Source organism: Massilia sp. YIM B02443 (assembly GCF_030411955.1).
In the GTDB taxonomy this organism is placed as follows: domain Bacteria; phylum Pseudomonadota; class Gammaproteobacteria; order Burkholderiales; family Burkholderiaceae_D; genus Telluria.
The window spans coordinates 78,819-96,154 of the sequence record NZ_JASNRA010000001.1; the positions used below are offsets into that span (position 1 = coordinate 78,819).

Consider the following 17,336-nt stretch of genomic DNA (forward strand, 5'->3'; position numbering starts at 1 on the left):
TACACCAATCCTGGCGTTAGAAATTATCCCAGCGCAAACTCAGCTGCAGGGCATGGCTATTATATTGGAACAGCGAGATATTCTCGCGGTTGAGTGTGGCGCGCCATTCCAGCACCGCAACATAGTGCGGCCGTAATTGCCAGTTGACGGCCGAGCGCAGCGCCGCCGTGTCCTGGCGCCGCCGGGTCTCGATCAGCCCGGGCGAGTACAGCTGTTTGCTGCGCCAGTGCTGCCAGGTGAGGCCGCCTTCCAGCGTCAGCCGGCTGGCCACCTCGCCATACCATTGCAGGCTGCCGAACCAGCCATTGCGGTCGCCTCCCGGGCGGCCATCGCGGCTGTCGTCGCGCATGCCCGTCAGCGTTGCCTGCGTCAGGTTGCGCTTGCCGCGGTAGCCGAAGATGCCGCCGACTTCGACCATCGTTCCGTCATAGGCCGGGCGGGTCGGATATTCCATGCGGCTGAGGTTGCCCAACAGCGTGAACTCGGTCTTGTCGGGCATCTTCCACGACGGTGTCGCGCGCAGCTGCAATTGCTGCTGGCGCTGGTAGAGCGTGCGGTCCAGCGTCACGTAGCCGAGCGCGGCGGTGCCGCGCAGGCGCCAGCCGCCCGGTTTCCAGGTGTGCTCGACTGCGCCCAGCAGCGACACCGTGTCCTGGCTGCGCTGGGTGTCGTGCCAGCGCGAGTAGGCCTGGACCACGGCGCTGCTGCCGCCGCTGCCGAGCGGCCGCACGTAGGAACCGGCCAGCTGGCTGAAGCTGTCCTGTTGCGGCAGGAAAGACGGGTCGAGCTCGTATTCGGTCTGGGCGCTGCCGGTGCCGATGGTGAAGCGCGGGTCGTTGGCGCCCTGGTTGACGTTGTCGTCGTGGCCGCGCGTCGCCGCCAGCAGCCAGGCGCCGCCCTGGCGCGGCGCCGGCCGGCCGCAGCCGGTGGCGCGGTAGCGCGCGATCGTTTCCGCAATCGCGGACGGCAGGGTGAAGCGCTGCTGCAGGCCGGTAAACAAACGTTCCGCCTCGGCCGTATTGCCGAGCTCGCACTGGCTGATCGCCAGGTCGAGCCAGGCGCCGGCATGGCGCGGTTCGGCGGCGATCACGCGCTGCAGCATGGCGGCGGCTTCCTCGAGGCGGCCCTCGGCCAGCGCGCGCAATGCTTCGCGGTACAGTTCTTCCTGCTGGCCCGGCGCGCTGTCGGGCGCGACGGCGGTAGAGACCACCGCCGGCGCCGCCAACGTCGCCACGACGCCGTCCTGCGCCAGCGCCTGGCAAGACCAGCCTGCCGCGACCAGCGCGGCGCCCACGATCCGGCGCATCATGCGCTGCGCTCCAGGGTATAGATGCGGGTCGGGCGGCCCTTGCCGCGCAGCTGGCGTTCGTCCAGCAGCAGCAGGCGGTGGCGCCGGGTGAGCGCGGCGGTGCCTTCGCCGATGATGACGTCGTGCGGATAGTCGCGCGCGGCCTGCTCCAGACGCGCCGCCGTATTCACGCTGTCGCCCACCGCCGTATAGATGCTGCGCGCGGCGGTGCCGTAGTCGCCGGCCATCGCCACCCCGCTCTCGATGCCGATGCGCACGCGCAGCGGCGGCAGGCCGCCGGCCACGCGCAGGGCCGAGAACTGCGCCACTTCGTGCAGGATGCGCGCGGCCGCGTCCAGCGCCAGGTCGGCATGATCGGCGTTCGGCAGCGGCGCGCCCCAGAACGCCACCAGGCCGTCGCCGGTGTATTTGTCGAGCGTTCCGCGATGCGCCAGCACCGGGCGCGTCAGGCATTCCAGGAATTCGGTGGTCAGGCGCGACGCTTCTTCCAGCGACAGCGCCTCGACCTGGCTGGTATAGCCCTGCATGTCGGCGACCAGCGTCGTCACTTCCAGGCGCCGCGGCGCCAGCGGATCCTTCAGGTCGCTGCGCAGCAGTTCGTCCACCACCTCGCCAGCCACGTACTGGCGCAACGTGCCGAGCAGCTGGCGCGAGCGGCGCTGCGCCAGCTCCCACTGGAACGGCACCGCCACCGCCAGCAGGTACAGGCAGCACAGCAGCGGCGCGGCCGGCGCGAAGTCCGGATCGCGCGGCGCCAGCAGCCAGGCGATGGCCAGCCACAGCAGGGCGCTGGCGCCCAGCAGCAGCGCGTTGGCGGCGGCCGACATGCGCGGCAGCGTATAGGCGGTCAGCAGCACCACCGCCAGCACGAAGCCGAAGGCGATCGCCTTGCCCGGCAGCGGCGCCGGCGCCAGGCCCTGCTGGCGGTCAAGCAGCGAGGTCAGCATCGAGGCATGGACCAGCAAGCCGGCGCTGGACGCGCCCAGCGGCGTCGACACGCGGTCGCCGATGCTCAGCGACGACGAGCCGATCAGCACCAGCCGGCCGCGCGCCATGCCGGCCGGCATGCGGCCGGCCAGCAGGTCGGCCGCCTTGACCACCTCGTAGGCGCTCCAGTCGCGCACATACGGCACACGCTCGACCGCGCGTACAGGGGGCAATGCGCCTGTCGCGCTGCCGCAACACTGAAGTAAGGCGAGCGCGAGCGTAGGATAGACTCGGCCCTGGTAGCTGGTGAACATGGGCAGGCGGCGCAAGGTGCCGTCGGAATCCGGCAGCACGCCGATATTGCCGGCGTAGCGGCCCTGGGCCAGGCCGCCGTGGTTGGCCAGGTAGCCGCGCGCCGCCAGCGCGGCGCCGGCGCCGTTGGCAGGCGTACCGCCGACCAGGCGTCCGCTCGCCAGCGGCGCCTCGGCGTGCAGGTAGTCGAACATTTGCGCCAGCACCAGCGGGCCGTGGCTGGCCAGCATCGCCAGGCGCACGTCGCCGTCGGCATCGGCCGGTTTTTCCATCAGGATGTCGAGCGCGACGCCGCTGGCGCCGTCGGCCAGCGCCAGCTCGACCAGGTCGGCGATGCGTGCACGCGGCCATGGCCAGGGAATCTGCGCCACGCTGCTTTCATCGATGTCGATCACCAGCACCCGTTGTTCCGGTGTGTCGCTAGCCTGCAACTGGATCAGGCGGTCGCGCAGCCACTCGTCGGGGGCGGTGGTTGGGATGCTTCCACCTTGCCACTGCAGCCAGCCAGCCATGACGAGCGCGACGAGGGCGATCACGCCGCGCAGCGCGGCAGGATCGCGCAGCTTGGTGCGCAAGAGGCTGGAGATGGTCATCGGGGCGGACGAGGGGCCGGAAGTGTGGGAGAAATGAAAGGCTGGATTGTACCGGTTGTATTTGCAAGAAGAAATATTTTGCCGGTAGCGAGCACAGGTGTAAGAATTGTAAATTGTGACGGGTATCACAGATTTTATCTGTTGAGCCCGGACAATGCTAGGGATGGAGGATTGTATGTTCAAAAAAATCGCTGCGGCTGCCGCACTGCTATTGGCGTCGACTGGCGCACTGGCGGCGGAGGCCGGCCGTGTTGTATTTGTCACCGGACAGGCCCAGCTCGGCCGCCACGCTGCCGTCCAGGACGCCGCGGTGGAGGAGGGCGACGAGCTGTCCACCGGGGCCGACGGTTATGTCTATGTCAAGACGGTGGACAGCGGCTTCCTGATCCTGCGTCCGAACAGCACGGCGCGCATCGTGGCGTATGCGATCGACGACAAGGATCCTTCCAAAACCCAGGTCAAGCTCGAGCTGGTGCGCGGCGTCGCCCGCACGATCTCGGGGCAGGGCGTCAAGCAGGCGCGCCAGAATTTCCGCTTCAACACGCCAGTCGCGGCAATCGGCGTGCGCGGCACCGACTTCACGGTCTTCACCGACCAGCAGACCACCCGCGTGACCGTGCTGTCGGGCGGCGTGGTGATGAGTGGCTTCGGCGCCAATTGCTCCGCGACCGGGACCGGTCCGTGCGAAGGGCGCGATGCGCGTGAGTTGTTCGCGGGCCAGGGCGGCATGCTGCTGCAAGTGGAACGCGGCAGCACGATGCCGCAATTGCTGGCCAATCCCGCGCTGGCGCCCGACCAGGCCGAAAAGCCGCGTAGCGACGAGCCGGCGGTCAAGCCCGCGGCGCCGGCGGTACCGATGGCGCAGGTGAACCTGGATCCACAGCGCTCGGAACAGGCGCTCGGCAACGTGCGCCCTGTCACCCCGCCGCCGGTGACCACACCGGTGCCGGTGCTGCCGCCTGTGACGAATCCGGGCATCAAGCCGCCGCCTGATGTGGTCGTCGAGCCGCCGATCGCGGCCGTTCCCGCCGTGCCGGAAGTGTTCTGGGGTCGCTGGCAGGCAGTGCTCAACCGCGCTCCGGCGACCGGACGCATTGGCGACGCCGACGTCGATATCGCTACTTATTACGGGCCTTATGCGATTACGCGCTTGAGTAATTCGGCGCTGGTCATGCCGAAAGAAGGCAATGCGGCATTCAAATTGATGAGCGGCGAAGCAATCATGACCAATTCGGATGGTGAGCGTTTCGCGACAATCGAATCGGGCCAGCTGAATATGGATTTCGCGAAACGAACGTTTGCCACGTCACTGACGGTGAATGCCGATGGCGATCGTGCCGGTGTCGCCGGTAGCGGTGTCATTACAGATAAAGGCATGCTTTACGAAGACAATCGCTCGGAGACGATCATCCGCGGTTATCTCGGCGGCGCGAAAGCCGACCAGGCAGGATATATCTTTAAAAACTATGCAAACCCCGGTGTCGTAATCAGCGGCGCCACGTTGTGGGGGCGCTGAATTTAGAAAGATTTGCATCAAAAGTCGGTGATTATTTGAAAGAATTTGTAAAAAAGTTGTATTAAGAGAGTAAAAAACTTCTGTTTTGTGATGGCCGTCACAACGCTAATTTCGTGATCTGGCAATATACTTCGCAGTTCTGCAATAGCCGTCTGGACATTGCCTACTGTACTGTCCAGCAGCAGACTCAACCACAATCTTTAAAGGATTCAAACATCATGGCAGCTCAAGATTACACCGCCGTAGTCCAACAACTGTACATCTCGTACTTCGGCCGTCCGGCTGACTACTATGGCCTGCAGAATTTCTCGGCCCAGCTCGACGCAATGGGCGCACCGAAGACCTTCGCCGAAGTGCAAGCTGCCGTGCAGGCTGACGGCGCCGGCACCACCGCCCTGTCGCGTCTGGTGAACACCTTCAGCAGCTCGGAAGAGTCGATCGCCCTGTACGGCACCGACACCACCCAAGTCGGCATCTCGAAATTCGTCGCCGCGATCTACGAAAACGTCCTGGGCCGCCCAGCCGACCTGCCAGGCTTCAACTACTGGGTCGAAGCCATCACCTCGGGCGCCGTGACCATGGCTAACGCCGCTGCCGCCATCACCCAGGGCGCGCTGACCAACACCACCGCTCAAGGCCTGCTGGATGCACAAGCCGTGAACAACAAGGTTGCAGTCGCTACCGCCTTCACCACCGCCCTGGACACCCCAGCTGAACTGAACGCCTACTCGGGCGAAGCAGCAGCTGCAGCCGGCCGTGGCCTGCTGAGCGGCGTGAACTCGTCGACCAACGTCACCGCTTACCAAGCTACCATCAACTCGACCATCAGCAGCATCGTGACCGGTTCGGCGCCGATCTCGAACCTGGTCCTGACCGAAGGCGTTGACAACATCGTTGGCACCAACGCTAACGACACCATCACCGCACTGGTTCGCGCTGATGCGGCTGCTGACAACAACGGCACGAGCACCCTGAACTCGGGCGACGTGATCGACGGCGGCGCTGGCATCGACACCCTGAACCTGATCGTTGGCAAAGCAGGTTCCGTCCTGCCAAGCACCGCAACCGTCAAGAACGTTGAAATCATCAACATCACCGGCGTGAGCAACATCGGTGCAGCTGGTGTTGACGATGCCCCTTCGACTCTGGCAGTTGTTGATGCGTCGTACTTCGCTGGTTCGACCACCATCAATCTGGTCGGCGCCACCGGTGCAACCGCAACCGTCAACGGCCTGGCCGGCAAGACGCTGGGCGTGCAGGGCAAAACCGAAGCAGCCGTCACCGGCAACTTCGGCACCGCAACTTCGGCAACCGTTCAGCTGAATGGCGCTTCCAACGCTGCTGGTACCGGCAACGCTGCTATTGCTCTGGGTGGTGCTGCAGTCAAGACCGTTACCATCAACGGTAGTGGCGCTGCGACCGTCACCGCTGCTGGCTTGGTCGAAACTCTGAAGATCAATGCGACCGGTGCAACCACCATCAACGCATCGTCGGAAGCTACTTCGCTCAAAACCATCGACGCTTCGGGTTCGACTGCTGGCGTTACCATTGCAAATGGCGGCACTGCTGAAGCGCCGGTTAATTACACCGCTGTCGAAACCATCACCACCGGTTCCGGCAATGACACCTTCACTGTTGGTCTGACGACTGCTGGTAAAACCGCAACCGTCAACTCGGGTGCTGGTAACGACAAGATCACTGTCGCTGCTGATGCCGTGAAGGTCAACATCAACGCTGGCGCAGGCGATGACACCATCACTTTCAACCGCGCGCTGACCACCACCGACATCGTCAACGGCGGCGAAGGCAAGGATACCCTCTCGATCGTCAACAGCACCATCGCTGCTTCGGATCTGGAGATCCTGAAGGCAACCGTGACCAACGTCGAAACCTTGAAGTTCGCTAACCTGGTGACCGGCGTCGATGCAGCTGTTCTGAACCAATTCAGCACCTTCTCGTTCTCGGCTGCTGGCGGCACCGTCACCAAAGTGGCTGACGTGCAAAACGTGGTCGCTGCTGGCGATGTCGACGTGACCGCTGCTGGCTATGTTGCTGCTACCGAAACGGCTAATGCAACCTACGCTGGCAAGCTGACCGTCGACGTGACTGGCGGTACTGCTGCTCAGGCTGGCGAAGGCGAAGAGGAAGGCACCGAGCAAGTCAACGCGACCGTCACCGCGCGCGCTGATTCGATCACCCTGAACGTGAAAGCTACCCCTGCTACTTCGAACACGGATGGTATCGCGACGTTCGCAGAGCTGACCGGCGACGTGAAGTCGGCGACCGTCAACCTGACCAACAGTGTCTTCGAGCGCACCAGCAACACCGCAACGGAAGATGCAGTCGCTACCTTTACCTTGACCACCAGCGAAGCTACTGACGAAGACGGCGCGACCACCAACCTGGGCAACCTGACCTCGCTGACCCTGACCGGTAACGGCAACGCTGTTGTCGTCAACGGTGCAACCGGTTCCCTGGCAACCATTGATGCTACCGGCCTGACTGGCAAAGCTGCCTTCGGCGGTTCGGACGTGACCACTGGCCTGACCTACACCACCAGCGCGAACGTTGCTGAAACCATCAAGCTGGGTGCTAGCCACGACGTCATCAACTTCAGCGCGACTTCGTCGACCTACGCGAAGATGGACACCATCGAAGGCTTCAGCCTGGTTAAGGACGCTGCTGGTTTGCTGGATACTGAGGCGTCGGACAGCATCTCGATCAGCGGTCTGGTTGACGGCGCATCCTTCACCAAGGCAGCGAACGTCACGGGCACCACCTTCGGTCTGGTTCTGACCAACCTGGGTCAGAGCACCACCGCTGACCACGTTGTGTTCCAGTACGATGGCAACACTTACATCTACGCTGACACCGGTGCAAACGGTCTGGGCAACGATGACGTCGTCATCAAGCTGACCGGTACCGCTGTCGACCTGGACCTGCTGGTCTCGGCACTGAACGCAGCTTAATTTCCGTCACAGGAGATGCCCCTTGCCTCGGCAAGGGGTTGCGATACCCAAACCCTGGCTCCCTGAGCCAGGGTTTTTCCCGTACATCGCGATGTAAAAGTGGCATCCCAGTTTCGCCAGGTGAGCGATCACATGGTTTCATGGAGCGGCAAGTCCAACTTCTGCAGCGCTGTCGAATGCGGAAAACACCCCGGCTGAGTTTCGGCGCGAATGGATAACGTAACGCCCCTCCAGGATCGACGATGTCCCGAAGGCCATGCTGTACAGCATGGCCTTTTCTCGTTGAGCATGCCTGTACCATGCAGAACCGCAACGAAACTTGATTCAAAATGTGATGCTCGTCACATTTTTCTATGTTTTTAGGCGATAATGTCCGCTCTGCTTGATGCTGGACAAAATCCGTTGGTCAAGCACCTTCTCCTTGACGGCCTAAAATGCTCAATAAACTAACTGAATCCAAGGGTGAAATCGCGGTAGCCCTGCGCGGTTTCAAAAGCACGTTCATCACCATCGGCGTCTTCAGCGCCATCACGAACCTGCTGGCACTGGTCCCTTCCCTGTACATGCTGCAGGTCTACGACCGCGTGCTGGCAAGCCGCAACGAATTCACCCTGTTGATGCTGACGCTGATGATGCTCGGCGCCTATCTCTTGATGTCTTCGCTGGAGATGATGCGTAGCTTCGTGCTGGTGCGCGTGGGCGCGAAGTTCGACATGCTGCTCAACAAGCGTGTGTACACCGCCGCGTTCGAGCAGAACCTCAAGAAAGCCGGTGGCAATGCCGGGCAGGCGTTGGCCGACCTGACCAACCTGCGCCAGTTCCTGACCGGTAACGCACTGTTCGCGTTCTTCGACGCGCCGTGGTTCCCGTTCTACCTGGCGGTGATCTTCTACTTCGAGCCGTGGCTCGGCCTGTTCGCGCTGTGCGGCACGATCGTCCTCATCATCCTGGCCGTGATCAACGAGCGCGTCACGCGCGGCCCGCTGGGCGAAGCCAACACCATGTCGCTGGCCGCCGGCAACCTTGCGACCAACAACCTGCGCAACGCCGAAGTCATCGAATCGATGGGCATGCTGCCCAACCTGATGAGCCGCTGGTTCAAGCTGCACAGCCGTTTCCTCAACCTGCAGGCCGCCGCCAGCCAGAAGGCCGGCGTCATCAGTTCTATCACCAAGTTCTTCCAGACTTCACTGACCTCGCTGGTGCTCGGCCTGGGCGCGCTGCTGGCGATCGAAGGCCGGATTACCCCGGGCATGATGATCGCCGCATCGATCCTGATCGGCCGCGCACTGGCTCCGGTGCAGCAGGTCATCGCCGTCTGGAAGTCGTGGAGCAGCACCCGCAGCGCCCACGACCGTCTGTCGAAACTGCTCAACGACAACCCGGAGCGCAGCGCCGGCATGGAACTGCCGAAACCACAGGGCACCGTTACCGTCGAGAGCGTGACCGCGGCGCCGCCAGGCGCGACCCAGGCCGTGCTGCGCGGCCTGTCGTTCGGCATCGTGCCTGGCGACGCGCTGGGCGTGATCGGTCCTTCCGGTTCCGGCAAGTCGACCCTGGCGCGCCTGCTGGTCGGCGTGTGGCCGGCCGCCGGCGGCAAGGTGCGCCTGGACGGCGCCGACATCTACAGCTGGAACAAGGGCGAACTCGGCCCGAGCATCGGCTACCTGCCGCAGGACGTCGAACTGTTCGGCGGCACCGTCAGCGACAACATCGCCCGTTTCGGCGAAGTCGATGCCGAGAAGGTGGTCGAGGCCGCCAAGCGCGCCGGCGTGCACGACATGATCCTGCACCTGCCGAAGGGCTACGATACGCCGCTGGGCGATGGCGGTGCCGGCCTGTCCGGCGGCCAGAAGCAGCGCCTGGGCCTGGCCCGCGCCATGTATGGCGACCCGGCCCTGATGGTGCTCGACGAACCGAATTCGAACCTCGACGAAGTGGGCGAACATGCACTGGTCCAGGCCGTGCTTGACATGCGCCGCCGCGGCCGCACCGTAGTCTTGATCACGCACCGCACCAGCATCATCGGCGCCACCAATAAATTGCTGCTGCTGCGCGATGGCGTGGCCCAGGCGTTCGGTCCGACCGAGCAGGTGATGGCCGCGCTCCAGGAAGCGAACCAGAAAGCACAGGCGCAGGCCCAGGCACAACAGCAGGCAGCCCAGCAGGCGCGCCAGGCGCAGTTGCAGGCGCAAGCGGCAGCCTCGATGGCGGCAACGACCGAACAAGGAAGCAAGTAATGAAGCTGATTGAAAAAAAGGATGCGGCCAGCGAAGTCATCAGCCATGACGTCACGCCGCTGACCGTGAATACCGATGCGCGCTCTTACGCGCGCATCGGCTGGCTGATCGTGCTGTTCGGCGTGGTCGGGTTCCTGATCTGGGCCTCGTTCGCGCCGCTCGACAAGGGCGTGCCGATGTCGGGCACCGTGGCCAAGGAATCGAACCGCAAGAGCGTCCAGCACCAGACCGGCGGCACGATCCAGGAAATCCTGGTCAAGGATGGCGACACCGTGAAGGCCGGACAGGTCCTGGTGCGCATGAATCCGATCACCGCCAAGGCCGGTTACGACATCACCGAAGCGCAATTCCTGACCGCGCGTGCCACCGAAGCGCGCCTGATGGCCGAACTGACCGGCCAGAAGACGATCCGCTTCCCGAAAGAGTTGACGGACCATGCCGGCGACGCGCGCGTGGCCGAGATGATGGCACTGCAAAACCAGCTGCTGGCGTCGCGCCAGGCATCGCTGCAGAGCGAGCTGGGCGGTGTCGACGAAAACATCGCCGGCCTGAAAGTGCAGATCCAGGGTTTGCAAGAAGCACGCGACAGCAAGAAGGCGCAGGTAGGCTTTCTGAAAGAGCAGCTGGACGGCATGCGCGACCTGGCCAAGGAAGGCTACGTGGCGCGCAACCGCCTGCTCGACCTGGAGCGCACCTATGCCCAGCTGCAGGGCGAGATCTCCGAGGACATCGGCAGTATCGGCCGCGCCCAGCGCCAGGTAATGGAACTGACGCTGCGCAAGGCGCAGCGCACTCAGGAATACCAGAAGGAAGTGCGCACCACCCTGGCCGACACCCAGCGCGAAGCCGGCGCCCAGGGCGCGCGCATGAGCGCCCAGCAGTTCGAGCTGTCCAATGTCGACGTCAAGGCGCCGGTCAGCGGCACCGTGGTCGGCCTGGCCGTGTTCACCAATGGCGGCGTAGTCCAGCCCGGCTTCAAGATGATGGACATCGTGCCGACCGACGATCCGCTGATCGTCGAGGGCCAACTGCCGGTCAACCTGGTCGACAAAATCTACGACGGCCTGCCGACCGAGCTGATCTTCTCGGCATTCAACGCCAACCGGACCCCGCACATCCCGGGCGTGGTCGAAACCGTGTCCGCCGACCGCAGCGTCGACGAGCGCACCGGCGCCCCGTACTACCACGTGCGCGTGAAGGTGTCGCCGGAAGGCGCGAAGATGATCGCCCAGCACAACATGACCATCCGTCCCGGCATGCCGGTCGATATGTTCGTCAAGACCGGCGAACGCACGATGATGAGCTACCTGCTCAAGCCGCTGATGGACCGCAGCCATTCGTCGTTGAGCGAGGACTGACCATGGCGCAAGCGATCAAAAAGCCGGGCGTCCTGCGCTGCAGCGGACTGTTGCTTGCCTCATTGCTGGCGCTCGCCGCCGGCAATGCGGCCGCAGTCAGCCTGCAGCAGGCCTATGAGGCGGCATTGAAGAACGATCCTCAGTATCGCATGAACTATTACGAGAACGAGTCGGTCAAGGAAAACGCGATTCTCGGACGTTCGGCGCTGCTGCCGCGGGTCTCGGCCAGCTACCGGGCCAACCGCAACATCGCCGATACGAATACCTGCTGCAACCTGGCAGGCAACAGGGTGCTGGAGTATCCGCGCTACATCAGCCGTTCGTCGGCGATCCAGGTGCAGCAGCCGATCCTGAACCTGGACGCGATCTTCCGCTACCGCCAGGGCAAGGTGCAAACCGCGCAGGGCGCGAAGAAATTCGAGTCCGATACCAACGACGTGATCATCCGCGTGGTCGGCGCCTACGCCGACGCCCTGTTCGCCGAAGACCAGGTCGAGCTCTCGCGCGTGCAGCGCGACATGTATATGGAGCAGATGAAGGTCAACAACCGCCTGTTCGAAAAAGGCGAGGGCACCAAGACCGACATGCTCGAGACCAAGGCGCGCCTGGACCTGGCCGAAGCGCAACTGGTCGAGGCGCAGAACAATGCAGTGGCGATGCGCAACACGCTGGCCGGCATCATCGGCATGGACCCGGGCACGCTCGACCAGCTCGGCACCGAATTCCGCTTCCAGGATCTGCCGCTGAAATCGTTCGAAGACTGGCGCGCCATCGCGCAGGAGCGCAATCCGCTGCTGGCCGCGGGCCGGCTGGCGATCGAGAACGCGCGCCTGCAGGTCAAGCGCGACAAGGCGGGGCACTTCCCGACGGTCGACTTGGTCGCCGGCTACAGCCGCGACGACGCGGCGTCGCTGACCAACTACCGCCAGGATTCGATCAACCGCACCGTCGGCGTGCAGGTAAACATCCCGATCTACCAGGGTGGCGCCATCAGCGCGACCACGCGCCAGGCGGCCGCGAATCTCGAACGTTCGCGCGCCGAGCTCGATTACCAGAGCGACCGCATCATGGTCGAGCTGCGCAAGTCGTATGACCTGGTGCTCAACAGCGTGGCCAAGATCAATGCGCTGGAACGGGCGGTCGATTCGGGCAAGGAATTGATGGTCGCGACCGAGAAGAGCGTCGCCGGCGGCGTGCGCATTAACCTCGACCTGCTCAACGCCCAACAGCAGCTGTACACCAGCCAGCGCGACCTGGCCCAGGCCCGCTACAGCTATCTGCTGGCCCTGCTGCGCCTGCGCGCGGATGCAGGCACTCTCGACGAGCAGGCTGTGCGCGAAGTCGCCGCTTACTTCCGCTGACCGGATCGGTTGCCGAAAAGGTTCGACGGGCGCTTGCAGCGCCCGTTTTTCATGGCAGCGCCGAACCGGAAAAATTAGCGATCAAGCAAAATTCCCGATGAATAAATGATAAAGTTTGCAGTTGCACCTATCTGCCGCACGAACTGATTTATTCACACGAACAGGAATTGCCATGCAAGCTTGGTCTGACGGTTACATGACGGATGTGGAATACACATACGGGTACTACGCTGAACTGAATCCCCTACGCACCCGGCTGGCGCTGCTGAACGCCGGCTACGCTTACCCCGAAATCGGGACTGCCTGTGAACTGGGGTTCGGCCAGGGCCTGAGCATCAACATCCATGGCGCTGCCTCTTCCACCGAATGGTTCGGCACCGACTTCAATCCGACCCAGGCCGCGTTTGCGAAAGAGCTGGCCGGCGACCCGGCGCGGGCGGCGCGCATCTTCGACGATGCATTCGATGCCTTCTGCAACCGCAGCGACCTGCCGGATTTCGATTTCATCAGCCTGCATGGCATCTGGAGCTGGATTTCGGACGCCAACCGCGCCGTGATCGCCGAATTCATCCGGCGCAAACTCAAGGTCGGCGGGGTGCTCTACATCAGCTATAACACCCAGCCGGGCTGGGCGGCGCTGGCGCCGCTGCGCGACCTGCTGACCGGATTCAGCGACACCCTGGCGGTGCCGGGCCTGGATACCGGCAAGCGGATCGCGGCCTCGCTCGAATTCGCGGGCAAGGTGCTCGACAGCGGTGCGCTGTACGGGCGCGCCAATCCGGCCGTTACCGAACACCTGAAGCGCCTGAGCAGCCACCCAAGCAACTACCTGGCGCATGAGTATTTCAATCGCGACTGGATGCCGATGCCGTTCTCGCAAATGGCCGACTGGATGGAGTCGCTCAAGCTCAGCTTTGCCGGATCGGCGCATTACCTCGATCACGTCGACGCCCTGAACCTGAGCGGCGACCAGGTCAAACTGCTCAACGAGATTCCCGACAAGGGGTTCCGCGAGACGGCCAAGGATTTCATGGTGAACCAGCGGTTCCGGCGTGACTACTGGATCCGCGGCGCGCGCCGCCTGACCCCGCTGGAACAGACCGAGCGCCTGCGCGCGCAGCAGGTCGTGCTGGGCACGCCGCTCGACAAGGTGGTGCTGAAAGCCAAGGGCATGCTGCTGGAGGCCGACCTGAAAGAGGAGGTCTACCGCCCCATCCTCGACGCCTTGAGCGACTACCAGCCGCACTACGTCAGCGACATCGAGCGCGCCGTGGTTGGACATGGCGTCACCATCAGCCAGATCCTGCAGGCGCTGATCATCCTGGCCGGCAACGGGACCATCTTCCCGGTGCAGGACGAACAGGCGATCCGCAAGGCGCGTCCGGAAACCGACGCCATCAATGCGCGGCTGTGCCGCCAGGCGCGCTATTCCACCGACATGAATTACCTGGCCTCGCCGGTGACCGGCGGCGGCGTGCTGGTGCCGCGCCTGGAGCAGCTGTTCCTGCTGGCGAGGGAAGGTGGAAGCAGCGAGCCGCAGGAATGGGCCAGGTTTGCGTCGGCGCTGCTGGAATCGCAGAACCAGCGCATTCTGATTGAAGGCAAGCCGGTCGATTCGCCGGCGCATCAACTGGAAGAACTCGGCAAGCAGGCCGCCAAATTCGCCGAAGCGCGCCTGCCGCTGCTGCAGGCATTGGGCGTGGCGCGCTGAATCGATTGTTGTCCTCGATAAACGCCCTGGCCGCATCGCGCGGCCGGGGTGTTTGTTTTAATGGAGCGCGCATGTCATTTCTCGCGCTCGTACTGGCACGGCGGGCGCTTTGATTCCAGGCCGCGGCGCGTCATCGGCCGTCGGCGATGCGCCGTGGCGGGTGCATACCGCTGGTATAATTTTCGGGTTCACCGCCGACGATATCCGCTCCTACATGATCCACATACCAATCCATCCCGAGACGCCGCGTAAGGATACGCCCCTGCCAACGACGGAACAAAAGCCGGCGCCGGTAAATGACTGGATCATTCAGCCAGACGTATTTTTCCTGGAGCTGACCAATCACTGCAATATGCATTGCACCTTCTGTCCGTCCGACTACCTGAAAAAAGAACGCACCAATGCCGACGACGAACTGGCGGTGCGTTTCATCGAACAGGTGCGCGACCTGGACATCAAGCGGCCGATCCAGTTCAATGTCCTGGGCGAGCCCTTGTTGAACAAGAAGGTCTACAAATACATCGACCTGTGCGAGCAGTACGGCATCGAGGTTTACCTGATCAGCAATATCTCGATCCTGGACCAGCAGCGCGCGCAGTCGATCTTCCAGCACGATAACGTCGCGCTGGTGCTCAGCCTGCAAACGCCGACCGAAGATTCGTACAAGCGCCTGCGCGGCTACGACAAGCTGAGCTACGAAGAATATTTCGACCGCATCTTCCCGGCGCTGCGCGAGAAGTTCGCGAACGGCAGCCAGTCGCGCGTCGAAGTGCACGTGACGTCGACCTCGAACATGCGCGCCGATTCCACCATCCAGTCCGACGTCGAGCTCGATATGTGGGATCCGTTCGCATCCGAAGACAAGGACGCGTTCATCCGCGGCATGCTGGACCGGTTCGAAGCGTTCTCGGCGCAACTGCGCGAGGAATTCCCGGAGCAGTATGCCGCCGAGCAGGCGCGCTCCCTGGACAAGTACGGAGAACAGATTGCCCGCAACCATCTGGCCGCGACCCGTGCCGACGTGCCGGAGAATGCACCCGACCTGACCGAAGACCAGTTCTGGGGCTATATGTTCGCCCCCAACTGCTTCATCCGGTTCAAGAACTTCGGCCTGTGGACCAAGGAAGAATCGTTCATGAAGACGTTCTTGCCGAAGGAATCGATCGTCTATGTCGAAGAGCGCGAGGAAGCGCTGGACTGCTCGATGGCGCACAACGTCTCGATGCTCGCCGACGGCCAGCTGTCGCTGTGCTGCCTGGACTACGAAGGCGAGATGAAGCTGCCCAACCTGCGTGACACCTCGGTGGTCGAACTGCTGCGCAGCCCGGAGCGCCAGGCGATCGCCAAGGATTCGATGCAGACCGAAGTGTGCCGGCGCTGCCAGGGCAATATGTTCGTGTTCGACCCGGAAGCGGCCGGCGCCGAGGCTGCGCGCATCGACAAGTTCGGCCGCGGCTGGTACCCATTCGAGCCGGAAGCAAACGGCATCGGCGGCCGCTGGTCAAATGGCCAGGGCTGGATGTATTTCCTGGCGCGCCACAGCGCCAATACCCTGTCGCTGCGGTATCTGAGCGTGCACGATTCCTCGTCGCCGCTGACGGTCGAACTGCGCGAACTCGACCGGGGCAGCAACCGGGTTTCGGAGGTCGTGCAGCGCGTGACCTTCCACGCAACGCAGAACGAAGTGAGCACGGCGGAGCTGGCGTTGAACTTCGAGGCCGGCAAGCTGTACCGCATCGATCTGCTGTCGCCGACCTTCGTGCCTGGCGGCGCCGACGGCAGCGGTGACCAGCGCGCGCTCGGCCTGATGCTGTTCGAAGCCGGTGCGCAGTATCGCGAGCCACGCGTCGAGCCGGTGGCCGCGGCCGCGCCGCAGTCGCTGCAAGAGTCGCAAGAGCCGCTGCCGCAGCCGGCGCTGCCGTCGGCCGGCTTGTTCACGCGTTTGCGCAGGCTGCTGGTCGGTCAGGATTGACGGGGCAGGGCAGCGCCCCGTATCCGAGGATGAAAAAATGCCCCGGGCCGCGTGAGCAGCCCGGGGCATTGTCATTGGATCCCGGGAATCAGCCGGCGGCGACGCCGCTGTTTTCCGGATGGCCGGCGCCATTGGTACCCTTGCCCGCGCAATGCGGGCACGACACGCCCACCACGTAGTCGGGCGAGAGCTGCTGGCGCGGCGTCACCACGGCGCGGCAGGCGAAGCACTGGGCGGTCTCGGTCGGTTCCAGCTTCGGATTGAGTGCGGTGCGGTAGTCGAACACGAAGCAGTCGCCCGAGTAGTGGTCGCCCCCGACTTCCTCGAAATACTTGAGGATGCCGCCTTCGAGCTGGAACACGCGGTCGTAGCCGATTTCCTTCATGTGGATCGCGGCTTTCTCGCAGCGGATGCCGCCGGTGCAGAAGGTGACTACGGTCTTGCCGGCCAGCTCGTCCTTGTGCTGGGCGGCGACCGCCGGGAACTCGGTGAACTTGTCGATGCGGTAGTCGAGCGTGTTGTTGAAGGTGCCGACATCGACTTCGAAGGCATTGCGGGTTTCCATCATGACCACCTCGACGCCGTCGTCGTCATGGCCCTGGTCGAGCCAGCGCTTGAGCGTGCGCGCTTCGACCACCGGGGCGCGGCCGAGTTCCGGCTTGATCAGCGGCATGCGCATGGTGATGATCTCTTTCTTGATCTTGACCAGCATGCGCTTGTGCGACTGTTCGTTCGACAGGCTTTCTTTCCATTCCAGGTCGGCCAGGCGGGCGTCGCTGCGCACCCAGGCCAGGTATTGGTCGATGTGCTCGCGCGTACCCGACAGGAACATATTGATGCCTTCCGGCGTCAGCAGCACGGTGCCCTTCAGACCCAGCTCGTTGCACAGGTCCTGGTATTGCGGGCGCAATTCTTCCAGGTTGTCGAGCGTGATGAATTTATAGGCGGCGATGTTGACGTATTGGATTTCGGAAGACATGGTCGTGTGGCCTTGCAAAGGCTGGAGAAAAGACAGGGCGATATTATAAGTCAGCCGCGGCGGCTGACCGTCACTTGCAGGCACGTTCG

General features: G+C 63.5%; 11 protein-coding genes. 7 read left to right on the plus strand and 4 right to left on the minus strand.

Going from position 1 to position 17,336, the window contains the following annotated elements; genetic code table 11:
• Positions 1-16: 16 nt before the first annotated feature.
• Positions 17-1,309, minus strand: coding sequence for a tetratricopeptide repeat protein (locus QPK27_RS00370; protein ID WP_290416213.1), 1,293 nt, complete (start codon positions 1,307-1,309; stop codon positions 17-19).
• Complete coding sequence (locus QPK27_RS00375; protein WP_290416214.1) at positions 1,306-3,141, minus strand: CHASE2 domain-containing protein; 1,836 nt, start codon at positions 3,139-3,141, stop codon at positions 1,306-1,308. Before QPK27_RS00375 ends, QPK27_RS00370 begins: the two co-directional genes overlap by 4 nt.
• A gap of 175 nt (positions 3,142-3,316) precedes the next feature.
• On the opposite strand from QPK27_RS00375, the gene QPK27_RS00380 reads away from it, so the two are divergent.
• The 6 genes from QPK27_RS00380 (at position 3,317) to QPK27_RS00405 (ending at position 14,296) form a co-directional block, all read left to right on the plus strand.
• On the plus strand, positions 3,317-4,657 hold the full coding sequence (locus QPK27_RS00380; RefSeq protein WP_290416215.1) for a FecR family protein: 1,341 nt from the start codon (positions 3,317-3,319) through the stop codon (positions 4,655-4,657).
• 218 nt (positions 4,658-4,875) lie between these two features.
• Positions 4,876-7,626, plus strand: coding sequence for a DUF4214 domain-containing protein (locus QPK27_RS00385; protein WP_290416216.1), 2,751 nt, complete (start codon positions 4,876-4,878; stop codon positions 7,624-7,626).
• 434 nt (positions 7,627-8,060) lie between these two features.
• Positions 8,061-9,866, plus strand: a complete 1,806-nt coding sequence (locus QPK27_RS00390; RefSeq protein ID WP_290416217.1) for a type I secretion system permease/ATPase — start codon at positions 8,061-8,063, stop codon at positions 9,864-9,866.
• The gene (locus tag QPK27_RS00395; RefSeq protein ID WP_290416218.1) at positions 9,866-11,224 is read left to right on the plus strand and encodes an HlyD family type I secretion periplasmic adaptor subunit; all 1,359 of its coding nucleotides are present in this window, start codon (positions 9,866-9,868) and stop codon (positions 11,222-11,224) included. Before QPK27_RS00390 ends, QPK27_RS00395 begins: the two co-directional genes overlap by 1 nt.
• Positions 11,225-11,226: 2 nt before the next feature.
• Positions 11,227-12,585: a TolC family outer membrane protein gene (locus QPK27_RS00400; RefSeq protein WP_290416219.1), complete on the plus strand. Its 1,359-nt coding sequence runs from the start codon at positions 11,227-11,229 to the stop codon at positions 12,583-12,585.
• 172 nt (positions 12,586-12,757) lie between these two features.
• Positions 12,758-14,296: a class I SAM-dependent methyltransferase gene (locus QPK27_RS00405; protein WP_290416220.1), complete on the plus strand. Its 1,539-nt coding sequence runs from the start codon at positions 12,758-12,760 to the stop codon at positions 14,294-14,296.
• Positions 14,297-14,426: 130 nt separating this feature from the next.
• Here QPK27_RS00405 and QPK27_RS00410 read toward each other — a convergent pair whose 3' ends face one another.
• Entirely contained in the window at positions 14,427-14,654 is a 228-nt protein-coding gene (locus QPK27_RS00410; RefSeq protein WP_290416221.1) for a hypothetical protein, read from the minus strand.
• Here QPK27_RS00410 and QPK27_RS00415 point away from each other — a divergent pair.
• Positions 14,649-16,268, plus strand: a complete 1,620-nt coding sequence (locus tag QPK27_RS00415; RefSeq protein ID WP_290416222.1) for a radical SAM/SPASM domain-containing protein — start codon at positions 14,649-14,651, stop codon at positions 16,266-16,268. The two genes, QPK27_RS00410 and QPK27_RS00415, sit on opposite strands and share 6 nt — an antisense overlap.
• A gap of 88 nt (positions 16,269-16,356) precedes the next feature.
• Here the strand turns inward: QPK27_RS00415 and QPK27_RS00420 are convergent, their stop codons facing one another.
• Positions 16,357-17,247: a sulfurtransferase gene (locus QPK27_RS00420; protein WP_290416223.1), complete on the minus strand. Its 891-nt coding sequence runs from the start codon at positions 17,245-17,247 to the stop codon at positions 16,357-16,359.
• Positions 17,248-17,336 lie beyond the last annotated feature (89 nt).

Bases quoted from the DNA above. Each gene is read 5' to 3' on its own strand.
- QPK27_RS00370 (WP_290416213.1), bottom strand. From the start codon at position 1,309: ATGATGCGCCGGATCGTGGGCGCCGCGCTGGTCGCGGCAGGCTGGTCT.
- QPK27_RS00375 (WP_290416214.1), bottom strand. From the start codon at position 3,141: ATGACCATCTCCAGCCTCTTGCGCACCAAGCTGCGCGATCCTGCCGCG.
- QPK27_RS00380 (WP_290416215.1), top strand. From the start codon at position 3,317: ATGTTCAAAAAAATCGCTGCGGCTGCCGCACTGCTATTGGCGTCGACT.
- QPK27_RS00385 (WP_290416216.1), top strand. From the start codon at position 4,876: ATGGCAGCTCAAGATTACACCGCCGTAGTCCAACAACTGTACATCTCG.
- QPK27_RS00390 (WP_290416217.1), top strand. From the start codon at position 8,061: ATGCTCAATAAACTAACTGAATCCAAGGGTGAAATCGCGGTAGCCCTG.
- QPK27_RS00395 (WP_290416218.1), top strand. From the start codon at position 9,866: ATGAAGCTGATTGAAAAAAAGGATGCGGCCAGCGAAGTCATCAGCCAT.
- QPK27_RS00400 (WP_290416219.1), top strand. From the start codon at position 11,227: ATGGCGCAAGCGATCAAAAAGCCGGGCGTCCTGCGCTGCAGCGGACTG.
- QPK27_RS00405 (WP_290416220.1), top strand. From the start codon at position 12,758: ATGCAAGCTTGGTCTGACGGTTACATGACGGATGTGGAATACACATAC.
- QPK27_RS00415 (WP_290416222.1), top strand. From the start codon at position 14,649: ATGCATTGCACCTTCTGTCCGTCCGACTACCTGAAAAAAGAACGCACC.
- QPK27_RS00410 (WP_290416221.1), bottom strand. From the start codon at position 14,654: ATGCATATTGCAGTGATTGGTCAGCTCCAGGAAAAATACGTCTGGCTG.
- QPK27_RS00420 (WP_290416223.1), bottom strand. From the start codon at position 17,247: ATGTCTTCCGAAATCCAATACGTCAACATCGCCGCCTATAAATTCATC.